The 13,297-nt window shown below is 54.5% G+C and carries 9 protein-coding genes and 1 pseudogene; all 10 read right to left on the reverse strand.

Features of this window, described 5'->3' with window-relative positions:
• Positions 1–102: 102 nt before the first annotated feature.
• Positions 103–1,323, reverse strand: a complete 1,221-nt coding sequence (locus tag NQZ67_RS29035; protein ID WP_257452877.1) for a M15 family metallopeptidase — start codon at positions 1,321–1,323, stop codon at positions 103–105.
• A 17-nt stretch (positions 1,324–1,340) separates the two neighbouring features.
• On the reverse strand, positions 1,341–2,045 hold the full coding sequence (locus NQZ67_RS29040) for a TraX family protein (protein WP_257452878.1): 705 nt from the start codon (positions 2,043–2,045) through the stop codon (positions 1,341–1,343).
• Between the two features lie 193 nt (positions 2,046–2,238).
• Positions 2,239–3,822 (reverse strand): glycoside hydrolase family 43 protein, encoded by a 1,584-nt coding sequence (locus NQZ67_RS29045; protein WP_257452891.1) that lies wholly within the window; start codon positions 3,820–3,822, stop codon positions 2,239–2,241.
• Positions 3,823–4,076: 254 nt separating this feature from the next.
• Entirely contained in the window at positions 4,077–5,231 is a 1,155-nt protein-coding gene (locus NQZ67_RS29050) for an AGE family epimerase/isomerase (protein ID WP_257452879.1), read from the reverse strand.
• 115 nt (positions 5,232–5,346) lie between these two features.
• Positions 5,347–6,192 (reverse strand): carbohydrate ABC transporter permease, encoded by an 846-nt coding sequence (locus NQZ67_RS29055; RefSeq protein WP_257452880.1) that lies wholly within the window; start codon positions 6,190–6,192, stop codon positions 5,347–5,349.
• A 1-nt stretch (position 6,193) separates the two neighbouring features.
• Complete coding sequence (locus tag NQZ67_RS29060) at positions 6,194–7,099, reverse strand: carbohydrate ABC transporter permease (RefSeq protein ID WP_257452881.1); 906 nt, start codon at positions 7,097–7,099, stop codon at positions 6,194–6,196.
• 83 nt (positions 7,100–7,182) lie between these two features.
• Positions 7,183–8,535 (reverse strand): ABC transporter substrate-binding protein, encoded by a 1,353-nt coding sequence (locus NQZ67_RS29065; RefSeq protein WP_257452882.1) that lies wholly within the window; start codon positions 8,533–8,535, stop codon positions 7,183–7,185.
• A gap of 100 nt (positions 8,536–8,635) precedes the next feature.
• A complete protein-coding gene (locus NQZ67_RS29070) occupies positions 8,636–10,426 on the reverse strand; it encodes a cache domain-containing sensor histidine kinase (RefSeq protein ID WP_257452883.1) in 1,791 nt (596 codons plus the stop codon).
• Positions 10,427–10,438: 12 nt separating this feature from the next.
• On the reverse strand, positions 10,439–12,043 hold the full coding sequence (locus NQZ67_RS29075) for a response regulator (protein WP_257452885.1): 1,605 nt from the start codon (positions 12,041–12,043) through the stop codon (positions 10,439–10,441).
• Between the two features lie 215 nt (positions 12,044–12,258).
• Positions 12,259–12,990: pseudogene (locus NQZ67_RS29080) on the reverse strand (quinone oxidoreductase family protein); the annotation flags it as partial.
• Positions 12,991–13,297 lie beyond the last annotated feature (307 nt).

Consider the following 13,297-nt stretch of genomic DNA (forward strand, 5'->3'; position numbering starts at 1 on the left):
TGGCATTTTGGCATTCCTTGTGAACTTTTACGAATCATTTGAATGCCAAAAGGAGCATTTCCAGTCGGATTTGCTCCTTTTCAGCTATTATCGCTTCGGCATTCACGACGCTACTTTCTTTTGTGTCGGCGGGGAGCTCATCACCTCGGACAAGATAAACTGTCCGGTGCTCTTCTTGTTCTCCACTTGGCTCTTCGCCTCCAAATCGTTGAAATGCCACCACTCCGAAGCGAGCGGAGTCAACCCCGCATCCGTGCAATAGGCTTGCAGCGCGAACGCCGGCTCGTTCATGCTTGCGGAGGGTACCGCATCTCTCCAAGCCGTATCGGAATGAACAGGGACGGACTCGGTGAATATCGCCGACGCTTTGCTAAGCTCATGGATGGGAGTCGGCATCTCGTACTCCGTATAATCCGTAATTCGGGTAGCATTGTAGCTGCCGATAACCTCTTTTATTTCGGAATGGACCTTAACCAGACTTACATCGATCGCGTATCCCCGCTGATGGTTGGAGGTGCCGTCCACGATAAACCAGGATAACCCCCAAGGAGGCGTGCTGATCCCCTCCATAACGGCCGGATCCTTCTGCGCGAGCGCCATTAATTCGGCAGCGACTGATTTTTGAACGCTATAAGGGCGGAAAGCTTCGTATATTTTCAAGGAATGCCCGCTTTTCAGCGCCAGCTGCTGGGCTTTATGAATTTTTTTGGACATCGTATACAGCACCGGCATGATGTATTGCTCCCGGCCAAGCCTTTCATTGTAAGCATTCCCTTCATATAGAGACTCATTCGTAATGTTCGGAATGCTCTTGTGGGAGGAATGAAACTTCGACGCGTACGTATTCGTGTTGTCGTAAATAATAGACGGGATCACATCGGGCAGATTAACAAAACAATACCGGTGCGGCAGCCATCCGGTCTGTCCGTCTCGCTCAACCAGCCACCAGTCGCCTTCTTCCTCCAAAATGACGAAAGCCGTGCCAGGCTCGAGCGTAACGACCGCCTTCGAATTCTTGTCCGGCTGCCCCTTCAGCTCCGATCGGACGGTTGTATAGCCCGTTGCCCCGATTAGCGGCAGCTCCAGCTCGCCAACATAATCGATCGCCGCCGGCTCCGGGTCCGCCTCGTCTTCGGCCGGTTCGGCTATGACGGCCGTCTCCAGGGGCTTGGCGTCTTGTTCGGAACTTCCTGCCGGTTCTTCCCCGATGACCGGATTGGCCGGAATCGCGTTCGAGCAGGCGGATACGGACAAAATAACGGCAGTCATGAACGCCAGCAACGCGGCAAAACGGATCTCTATTCTCGTTCTCTGACCTTTCATCGTTAAACTCCTTTACTTTAATCCGGGATAACAAACTTTAATAGATGCAAGACCAGCAAATGAACGGGGTAGAACACATAGAACCCCCACTTGATTAAACCCGATTTCCTGCCTCTCGTGCCGTTATACATGGCGAATAAGGGGATGGCGAACAAGATCCCGAATCGATAGAAGCAGTCCGAGCCTAAATGCGTTAGCGGAAGCAAATAAAAAAGCCCGCCGATAGCCGCATATCCCGCCATCTGCCAGACGAACCGTCCGTGGAACCACCCGAAAACCAAAATCCATAGCACGGCGATATAGTTCCAGTCGGCCGTCCACGCGAACAAGCAGCAGGCGAGCACCGCGGAAAGCCGCGCGACAACCGGAACATTCGGAAGCCTGCTGACGGTCAATGCGACGAGCCCCATTAACAAGCCCCACATGACGCTGGTGGCCTGCCACCACTTGAGCTCGAAAAACAAGACGTACGGGAAATGCGAAACAACGGCGAACAAAAATAAACGAAAAATATATTTGCGGATGTTCGATGTATGACGGTACCCTTCGGCTATCAAATAACACATAATGGGGGCAGCCAGCCGCCCAATGAAATGAACGATCAGATCGGGCGCGGTCCCTTTCGGAACGATCCAATACGACGCGTGATCCACAAACATGGCGACAATCGCGATCACTTTGAGAACATTCGCCGTTAGAGGCTTAGATAGCATTAAACGCATGGACGTACTCCTCATTCAAGATGGTTCCTTAAAATAAGCAGTATGTCCATGGACGAAGGAATATATGATCTGTTTCCTTCTATCTTAAAGCGTAGCTGCGCGCAACGCTATGGCAATTGTTGTTATGGTCCCGGCGACATAAGAGACCCTCTGCTCCCGTTCGGAACAGAGGGTCTCCTTCCCCGATTACCTGCTATGAATCGCGGCCCGCATATTTAAAATAATCGAAGTCCGCATGCTTCATCGTTCCCGACAAATCCTGCGCGCACAGACCGATGAACGTGCCGGTGAACCCGAGCTTTCCCTCGTATTCGTCCGACAGCTGACCCAGATCCAGCACAGGGCCGACGGCTTGCCAGTCCGCTCCGTCCGGCGAGCAGTAGAATTGAACTTGCTCGTAATCGACGCTCACCTTCAAATAACAGCGCGTCCAGCCCTCGGCCGGCACAACGGCACCTTCCGGCTCGTCGTATTGACCCAATCTCGTGGTGGTCAGCGCGATATGCTTGCCCGCCTCTTCATCATGGCTGACGCGCAGATAGAAATGATCCGACTCGTCGTAATAGAGCGTTAATCCGGCCATTTGGTTAAAATGTTCCGGCTCGAACTCCACGCAGGTCTCGGCCTCGCACCGGAAGTGGGCCAGCCTTCTGCCCACCATGCTCTGGCGGAACCAGGAGAACATGGACTCCCTGCCGCGAAGGCGCAGGTAGCCCGGACGCTCCGTCAGGCTGAGCCAATCCTCGGAAGCCGGCACGCGGAGCGTAAAGTATTGGACGTTAAGCTCACGATCGTCGAAATGATCGGTTGCCGGTTGTTCAGGGAACGGGCACGGAGGCAAATTCGGCGCGTCGACGATAAGCATCGGAGCCTTGCCGCCTCCCGCCAGTCGAAGCCAACCATCCTCGGTCCACTCCACCGGGACAAGACCGGTCTCGCGGCCAAGAGGACTCAGACGTCTTCCGGGCAGCGAGCGGGCGCAAATAAACGACAGGTACCACTCGCCGTTCTGCGTCTCCACAACCGCGCCGTGACCCGCCTTCTGCAGCGGGTGATCCGGCACGTCCACGGTCGTCATAAGAGGGTACTCCAGGTCGTATTCGTACGGCCCTTCGATCGTTCTCGACCTTGCCAGCGTGGCCGCATGATTCCAGCCCGTGCCTCCCTCAGCTAGCAGCAGGTAATACCAGCCGTTCCGCTTGAATAGAAACGGCCCTTCCGTGACGCCGATCGACGTCCCCGTCGCGATCGTCCGGACCGGTCCCACAAGCGCGCCTTCCTCCGGGGAAAACTGCTGCATAATAACGCCCGCGAACCGGTTCCTCCCTTTGCGGAAATCCCATTGCATGTTCAGCAGCCACTTGCGGCCGTCGTCGTCATGGAACAGGAACGGATCGAACCCGCTGCTGTTCAGATAGAGCGGCTCCGTCCACGGTCCCGCGATGTCGCTCGCCGTCAGCAGGTAGTTATGCAGATCCTTGAATACGCCGCGTCGCCCCATGACGGTCGTAATCATGAGATAGAAGATGCCGTCGCAGTAGGTTAATGCGGGCGCCCAGATGCCGCCGGAGCTTGGCACGCCGCGAAGATCAAGCAGCGAAGCCGTATTAAGCGGCCGGGATATGACGCGCCAGTTGACCAGATCCCGCGAGTGATGGATCTGCACTCCCGGGAACCATTCGAAGGTTGAGGTGGCGATATAATAATCGTCGCCGACGCGCAGCATCGAGGCGTCAGGATTGAAGCCCCGGAGGACGGGGTTATGAATAACGGACACGGACACTGTCATCACTCCTTAAAAAGAGGTTTTCAAAAAGCCCACTTTTGATCACGAAGTATATCGGGAAGTCTGCTCGACGTCGAATATCGAATTCAGCCGGAACTTCCGGTGCTCACGTAGCTTCCACTACGCTCCGCTCCTCAGTTCCTAGCTTCATCCGATCTTCTCGGTGCTGAAAACTGGACTTTTTGAACTCGCACTAAAAGTCGAGGCCCCGCACCGCAATCGCGCGGCACCGGGCCTCCTTGGCGCTACCAAAGGTACAAATCGTTGCCCTTCAGCTTAAAGATCGCTTCCATAAAATAAAAATCGCCGTAAATGATGGCATGATGATGCGTCTTCGAATGATAAGCGCCGGTGCCGTTCAGCAGAATGGCGTCCGTCGCCTCGGTCCAATCGCTGCGGGATTCGTCGAGCGTGCGAAGCAGCTTAAGCGCCGCGTTCAGATAAACGTCCTTCTCGTAGTCGCCAACGCGCCCCGCAATCTCGATCAAGGCGCACGCCGCGATCGCCGCGGCCGTATCGTCCTCGCGCCGAGGCTCTGCAGGCTGGCGGAAGTCGACCGGGATCACGCCGCTGTCCGGAATGTTGGCCATAAAATAATGCGCCACGCGCTTCGCCGTCTGCAAATACTCGTCCTTGCCCGTATGAATGTAGCTCATCATGAAGCCATATAAAGCCCAAGTCTGACCGCGAGTCCAGGAAGAACCCTCCGCGTAGCCCTGTCCGCCGTACGTCTTCACCACTCCGCCATTAAACGGATCGAACTCGACGATGTGATTCACCGATCCGTCCGGTCTGACGAAGGCGTCTATCGACGTATCGGCATGCTTCATCGCGATCTGCTTGAAGCGCGGATCTCCCGTTTCCTCGGAAGCCCAATACAGCAGCGGAATGTTCAGCATGCAATCGATGATCGCCCAGCCGCGCGTATCGCCTTCCTTCAGATCGTTCCAGGCGCGGATGAAGCCGCCTGCGAGATTGAATCGTCCCGCCAGCAAATTGGCGGCATGCAGCGCGCGCTTGCGCGATTCCGGATTGCCGGTGACGCGGTAATTCGCCACGCTGGTCGGCAGCCACATAAAGCCGACGTCATGATGCAGGCCGTAAAACTTCTGAAAGCACAAATCCAGCTTTTCTTCGGATATTTGCGCGATTTCTTTATATTTATCAAGACCCGTCTCGTGGTGCATCAGCCACATCATGCCGCCCCAGAAGCCGTTGGTCCACCAGCAGATGCCGTCGGCCTCGTCGCCGGACGGATTGACCGCCGAACGATCGTCGTACGTGCCGTCAATCGTCGTGTACGGAATTTTGTCCTGCGTCTTCTCGCTGACCCAGTCCATCTTATTCGTTATTTTATCGATGACGCCCTGCAGCCAAATCTGATCCTTCTCATTCAGCATAATTCGCTTCCCTCTTTCCATAAATGGCTTTGCCTCTCGTCCATTATAGCGATGACCGGCAAGACAAAGTTTTCAAATCCGGTCCGAAAATGTTGAGATCTTGCCCACTACCCGGCTACCCCTTAATAGCGCCCGAGGACACGCCCTTGACGAAATACTTCTGCAGCGACAGGAACGCGATCAGCACCGGAACGAGCGACATGGTCGTGCCCGCGAAGATCATGTCCCAGCGCGAGGAGAATTCGCCGACGTAATAGAACAGCTCGACGATCATCGTCTTCGTCTCCCCGGAAGGCAGGACGAGCATCGGCATCAGGAAGTCGTTCCAGATGCCAAGTCCCTGCAGGACGACCATGCTAGCCGTCACCGGCCCGAGCAGCGGGAATACGATGCGCCAGAAGATGCCGATCCGTGTGCAGCCGTCAATCGCGGCCGACTCCTCGATTTCGCGCGGCACGCCCTTCAGGAAGCTCGTATACAGCAGGACGCCGAAGCCTACGGATCCCGCAATATAGATGAAGATCGGCCCGAGCAGGTTGCCGAACAGCCCCATCATGTTCAGCTGCTTGAACAGCGGAATCATGTATACCTGGAACGGCACCATCATGCCGAACAGGAAGAAGACGTAGACGGCATTGGTCCATTTCGTATTCGTCCGTTCAATCGCGTAAGCCGCCATTGGAATAATGACGATCATGGCCGTGATGGAGCCGAGCGTCAGAATGGCGCTGTTCAGCATGGCCTTCGGATATTCCGTCTCCGTCAGCAAATACTTGAAGCTCTCGATATAGAAGCCTTCCGGGAACGAAATGGCGTCCCGCATAATTTCCGCGTTGGACTTGAAGGCCGACATGATATTGAAGAAGATCGGGAAAGCAAACACGATCGCAATGACAAGAGTAACGGCGAATAGGATCACGCTGCCGGACGTTACCGGCTTTTTGGCTTTGCTGTCTCCCATCTTACATCTGCACCTCCCTCTTGCGAAGCAAGCGAATCTGGATCAGAGAAATGATCAGGATAAGGATGAACAGCACGATGGCCAGCGCGGTGCCGAAGCCTTGTCTGCCCTCGCCGAACGCTACTTTGTATATGATGTAAGTCAACGTCTCCGTCGCGAAGCCCGGTCCGCCGTTAGTCATAACCGCGATCTGGTCAAACAGCTTGAGCGAGCCGATCATCGACAGCATGACGCACACCGTCGTGGCGCCCGCGAGCAGCGGGAACGTAACGTGGCGGAACTGCTTCCATTTGCCCGCGCCGTCGATGCTTGCCGCCTCGAGCAGCTCCTGGGGAATGCCCTGCAAGCCCGCGAGATAGATGATCATATAGTAGCCCGAAGCCTTCCACACCGTTGACAAAATAATCGATAGCAAGGCAAAATCCGGATCGCCGAGCCAATCGGCCTTTAGAACGCCGAGCCCCAGCATATCAAGCAGCTGATTGACGACCCCGAAGTTGTAATTCAAGATAATCATCCATATAAAGCCCATAATGATGCCGCTCATCAGCACCGGGAAGTAAAAAATGCTACGGAAGAAGTTGCGAAGCCAGCGCACCTGGTCGACCAGAATCGCGAGCAGCAGCGCCACCGCGTTTTCGAGCAGGACAAGGGCAATCGCCACGATAATCGTATTTTTTAACGCGTTGTGAACCCGGGGGCTCTCCCAAATTTCCTTGAAATTGTCCAGACCGATGTACCGAATGCTTTCGCTGATGCCGTCCCAGGACGTGAAGCTCAAATATACGCTGCTGAAGGTGGGAACCATAACGAACACGCTGTACAGGATAAACGCCGGCAATATAAACCATATCGCGTAGCTCCGCCACCATTGTTTCTTTCTTTTCACCGTTGCCGCGGCACTCATGACGCTCTCCTCCTGCCTCTCTTTAGCAAGATAACCTCCGCCGGGTAGGCAGAGGTTATCCCGCAAGTCTATTGCCTATGGCGTTATTGGTTGTTGGCTTTCACATTGTTGTCGTATTCCGTGTCGGATTGCTTCATATACTCCGTGACGTCTCCGTTGTTAACAACCAGATCCTGCAGCAGCTTGTAGAACCAGTTGCGGAACTGCGGCGGAATGGCGTTGTCGCCGAACCATTGGTTGATCATCATCGATTTCGGCACGGAAGAGTCGGCCATCAGTCTCAGAACTTCCTGCATTTGCTCGCCCGTCTCGTACGTCACCTCGGCTTTGGTCGTCGGGATGCCGTTGACCGTTGCCAGGTAAGGGCTGTATTGCGCCGGATCGAAGAAGAACGCGATGAACGCTTTGATCGCTTCCACCTTCGCCGGGTCCTTGGCCGCTTCCGCGGAGAGCGACCAGCCTTGCAGCGTAGGCAAGCCGTTGATAATGACCGAGCCGTCGCGGTTCGGCAGCGCGTAGAAGCCGAATTCGAAGCTTGGATCCGCTTCCGCGATTTGGCCGAACATCCATGGGCCGGAGTACAGCTGAGCCACTTTGCCCGTAATCAGCATCGACGCCGTCTGATTGTCCCCCGTGCTCAGCCAGCCTTTGTCCACGTATTTCGAGAACAGCTCCTTGTAATCCGTAATCGCTTGAACCATCGGCGCATCCGTGAAGCTGGCCGTCTGGGCCGTGCGCTTGGAGTTCCAGTCCGGATCGTCCTTGTACACGTTATTAATGAGGAAATAGTTCACCCAGAAGCCCATGTGGAACAAATCTTTGCCGCCCGCGACGATCGGGGAAATGCCGCTTGCCGCCAGCTTCTCCTGAATCGCGAGAAACTCGTCGTACGTTTTCGGCAGCTCGGTTACTCCCGCGTCCGCATACGCTTTTTTGCTGTAAATGATGCCGTTCGGCGCGTTGCCCGTCAGAGGCGCGTTATAGAACTTGCCGCCGTATTCCGGCAGGTACGTGAACAGACCGTGCAGCTCCTGCGGAAGCTCGGCCAGCTTGCCCGCGTCCGCGAACACCTTCGTGTCGCGCATCTCGACCAGATCCGGGAATTCGCCGACGGCGTCCTTTGTCTTCAGCCAGTCGAGGTACGAATCGCTTGTCGTTTCGCTGATGTTCTTAATCGTAACGTGAGGATTCGCTTCCGTGAACGCGTCTATCGTCGTTTCGATCGCCTGCTTCGTTGCCGGATCGCCGGTCGCGTATCCGATCGAGATGGTGACGGGCTCCTGCTTGTCCCCCTCGCCCGCCGCATTCGTCGGCGCGCTGGAAGGCGAATTGCCGTTTGCCCCCGCATTGTTGTTGCCCGAGCTGCCGCATGCCGTCAATACCAGCGACCCCGCCATAATCAAGGAAACCAGCTGTACGATTGATTTTTTTGCCATCTTTCTATGAACCTCCCTCTCGTGATCAAGCTGTTAGCTAGGATGTCGACTTCCTTGTTAACAGATTAACACCGCTTCCATTTGCGATGAATGAAGTTTTTTAAGCGTCATGTGCGGGTAATTTAAGATGTTTCTCCATAATGGGAAAGGTAAGAAGGATGGACGTGCCGACATGCTTGATGCTGCTGATTTCAAGGCCGTACGGTTCTCCGCAAATCGTTTTGATCCGGTCGTGCACGTTTTTAAGACCGACGTTTTTGCTGGGCGCCTCCGGCCTCGCCAGCTGCTCCTTCAGCTCTTGCAGCTTGCTCTCGCCGATGCCCGCTCCGTCGTCGTATACCGTGACCGTAAGCTTGTCTTGCGCCCGCTCGACCGATACGAGCACGCTGCCCTTGCCGCCTTTGGGGCGGATGCCGTGCTGGATGGCATTCTCCACGAGAGGCTGCAGCGACAGCTTAAGCAGCAGGAAATCCGTCCGCACGTCTTCGGCAACCTGAAGGCGGAGATCGATCCGGTTCTCGAACCGAATGCGGATGATCGAGAAGTAATCGTGAAGATGGTCGAGCTCCTCCTGCAGGGTGACCCAGTCTTCGCCGTAGTCGATCACGTATTTGAGCTGATTGGATAACGCCAGTATCATATCGGCTACTTCTTCGTCGTCGTTGTAGACCGCGTTCATCCGGATGACTTCTAGCGTGTTATACAAATAATGAGGACGGATCTGGCTCTTGAGCGCGTTCAGCTCCGCCTGCTTCTGCTTGATCTCCGCCACGTACGCGTCATGGATAAATACCTTGAGCCGCTCCACCATCCGGTTAAAGCCGACTGCCAGCCGGCCGATTTCGTCTTTGCCGTAGCGCTCGATCTGCGTATCCAGGTTGCCCATCTCGACCTTGTTCATATGGTGCAGCACGTTACGGATCGGCGAAGCCAGCCTTCTCGAGAACAACGTGCCCATGCCGAGCAGCGCGATCGCGCAGACGGCGATGGCGATATAGACGGCTGATTTCGTAGAGGTCAGCTGCTCGAACAAGTTTTTTTCGGATACCCGCATGAGCACCCTCCCTTCCAGATAAGGAATCTCGTCGTTGAACACCAGATAGCCTTCTTCCGCGAGATTCGCGAAGGCCGCCGCATGCTCAGGATTCGCCGGATCCAGCCGGTTGCTGTAATATAAGCGGTCGCTGCCGTCCAGTACGTACAGCTCGTCATCCTTGCCTAGATTAAGCTCCTGAAAGAAGCTGTCCAGCACGCCGGCGTCGACGTCGATGAACAAGCTTCCGACCACCTTCGGCTCCGCCGTCAATTTGCCGGAGATGTCGATCAGATTGCGCCCGAACGTAATCGCCTTCCGGTCCGGGGAATTATAGTAGAGCTCTCCGTGCGTAGGGTAGATCGACAAATGGTTCGGACGTTCGGCGAGCGGCTTCAGCCACTCCGCGACCGGCAGCTTGTCCGCTTGCAGCGGCCTGCTCTGCCTCGTCTCGTAATACAGCTTGCCGTCCACGGACCGGACGAAGTATACGCTTCGGATATGCTTGTCGCTATATAGGACCGTGCGTAAGAATGCCGCGATCGGAATGTTGTTAATCTGCTCGTATTGATTCACGTTCACGGTTTGATTAACGGATACCGTATGCGAATACCCCTCGTAGCGGCCCGTGTACATGAGCCTTGTAATTTCGTCGTAATCGGTGAAGAAGTTATTGACGTTATAGCTCATGTACAAGGACATCTGCTTCAAATTGTTGACCGTGAACTGCTGTACATGCCCGGTGAACGCCTGCAGCGAGAAGACGCTCAGCGCGATGAGCGGTATGAGGCCGACCATCAGGAACGCCGCGGAGTATTTGACGAAGACGCTGTTCCACCATTTGCGAATGACTGTCATGACGCTCCCCCCTTAATCCTTCAGCGCGTTCTTGTATTCCTGGGGCAGCTTGCCCGTCTGCTTCTTGAACATGTCGCTGAAATGCCTCGCGTTGTTGTATCCAACCTTCTCCGCAATTTCATAGACCATCATGTCGGTGTTCTTGAGCAGAGTCTGAGCTTGTTCCATCCGCAGGTCGGTTACATACTGCTTGAAATTGCGCTTCATCTGCTTCTTGAAGAAGCTGCTGAAATAATACGGATTCATGAAAGCGACCGCGGCGGCCGATTCCAGCGAAATATCTTCCATATAATGCTCCTCGATATATTGAACGACGCGGGCGATCAGCTTCTGCTCCTTGCCCGCCGGATTGTCCCCGATCCGGTTGAACAGCTCCTGCAGCATATCGTACACGCCCTCGCACATCGCTTGATACGTCTCGAATTGCCCCAGACGATTCTGCAGATGCTGAATATCGAAGCCCCAATCCGACATGGGGACGTCGGCCTTCTTCACTCCCTGCACGATACGAAGCAGCGCCGAGAAGCAAGTCGACACCGCAAGCTGGCGGTTGCCGATCGCCGCCGACTCGATCACTTGCAGGAGCGCCTTCGTCTTGGCCATGGCGCTCTCCAAGGAGCCGCCGGTCAAAGAAGCGATAATCTCGGACTCCAGCGCGAACAGCTCTTTCTCCCTGTCTTTGCGAGGTTCAGGCTTCCGGTAGCGAATGACCCGGTTCAATCCCGCAAAATAAGTCATCGACAGCGCCTGCTCGGCCTGTTCGCGAGAAACCCTAAGCTGAGTCAGCTCTTGCGCGGGCTCTCCGACGCCGACGGATACCTTCAGCTTCAAATAATTCAGGACATTGCCCTTAATCGCATCCGCGAGCCGCTCCGGCAAGCCCGGCTCCTCATAGCCGAGCGCGAATACGTAGGTGCCGGATTGGACGAAGGAGTAGCCCTGCCCGAAGGCCTCTATGCTCTCCTGCACGATATTATGGATGGCGAATTCCACCAGCTTCTGCGTCTGAGCGGGCCAGCGGCCGTTATCGTTGCCCTCCGGATCAATCCTCGCGACGCCAACCGCAAGCAAGGGACCTTCTAGCTGCTCCCTCAAATAACCATAGCCCTCCGACTGCGCGGACAACGTCCCCTCGGTGAGCTGCTCCAGCCAGCCTCCCACCTCGTCGTCCCGGTTTTTCCGCTCGAGATGATCCAGCTTGCTCCTGCGCCGGTCCTCCTCGTCTTCCTCCCGGATGAGCGAGATCGTCTTGTCTAGCACGGCTTCCAGATCGGATTTGCGCACGGGCTTGACCAAATAATCGACCGCGCCGTACGCGATCGCGTCTCTCGCGTAAGCAAACTCCTGGTACGCGCTGATAAAAATAACTTTGCAAGCCAGTTGTTTTTGCTTCACTTCCTTGATAATGTCGATGCCGGTCAGATGCGGCATGCTGATATCGCTGATGACGATATCGGGCTTCCGCTCCTCGATCATCTCGAGCAGCTCCTTCCCGTCGTACGCGAAGCCTATGATGCGAAGGCCATGCGCCTCCCATGGAATCAGCTTGCTTAACCCTTTCAATATAAGCGGCTCGTCGTCGGCGAGCACGACGGATAAGTTCATGTTCAAGCTCATGCTGGCGCCCCCTCTTCTGATCTGTCCTTATGATTATAGCTTAACCGGACTCGTTCCTGTCGATGGCGGAACAGGGACGCGATTCCGATCGCGTCCCTGCTCCCCCTGCTATCCTTTAAGCTCCGAAATATCGGATTTCAGAATTATAAGACAAACCCGGCTCAAGCGGAATGCGCTTTTTTTAGGCATAACCGCGCTTTTTTAAGAACTTCGTTCTAAATCGATTCGTTAACGATATACAGCAGGACCTTGCCTGTACTTCTTCTGCTTTCAACGGCTTGATGTGCCAATGCTGCATCTTTCAGGGCGTATTTTTCGCTAATTTTTATCGTGAGCCGACCGCTTTCCAATAATCGAAATACCTGCTTTGCGGTTTCCTTCAACATTTCAGGGTGCTCCTTCCTCGTTGTTCCCAAGCTAAATCCAAGCACGGAACGGCAGGTTGCATGAAGGCTGGAAGCTTGAATTTGTCCATATCTGCCGCTTGAGTTTCCAAAAACAACTAGACGACCGTAATGAGCAAGACATCCCAAACTCTGCTCCGTTATTTCTCCGCCAATAGAATCTAATATGACGTTAGCGCCTTTACCGTTCGTTAATTCGTTTACTTTTTCATGGAAGCTTTCATTCTCATAGCATATGGCATGGTTAGCTCCAGCATCTATTGCCGCTGATATTTTTATCTCATTCCCAACCGTTCCAATGATATGGCCCGCACCCAACGCTTTTGCAATTTGGATGGCAGTCGTTCCTACTCCACCGGAAGCAGAATGAATGAGAACCGTTTCTCCTTTTTGCAGTTTAGCTACGTCAGCAAGAAGCTTGTACGATAAGAAGGCTACGATGCCGCTAGCCCCGGCAACCTCAAAGCTGATACCGTCGGGAATCGCAAAAGTTAAATTTTCGTCTGCAGCCATATATTCAGCGTACGACCCCTGATGAGGAAAACGTCTGCGTATTTTAAATGCTCTGGCGCGCCCCAATTTTCAACGATTACGGCTTTCATACGAATCAACCCCTCGTTTCATTGTTTGAAACTATGTTTCATATTTTATATTAATTATATGATAATAGAGCGACGTTGACGAGGAGAATTGGTTATGCCTGATAAGTCGGCAGATTTTATCAATCGAGTAGGAGGGGGCGGCTAGCCCCCGTCCTCTCACACCACCGTACATGCGGGTCCGCATACGGCGGTTCCAAAAGGTTAACAAAGTTCTAAATAACGAGAAAGTAAACTTTTCAGCCCTTTCG

This window comes from Paenibacillus soyae (assembly GCF_024623455.1).
In the GTDB taxonomy this organism is placed as follows: Bacteria; Bacillota; Bacilli; order Paenibacillales; family Paenibacillaceae; genus Pristimantibacillus; species Pristimantibacillus soyae.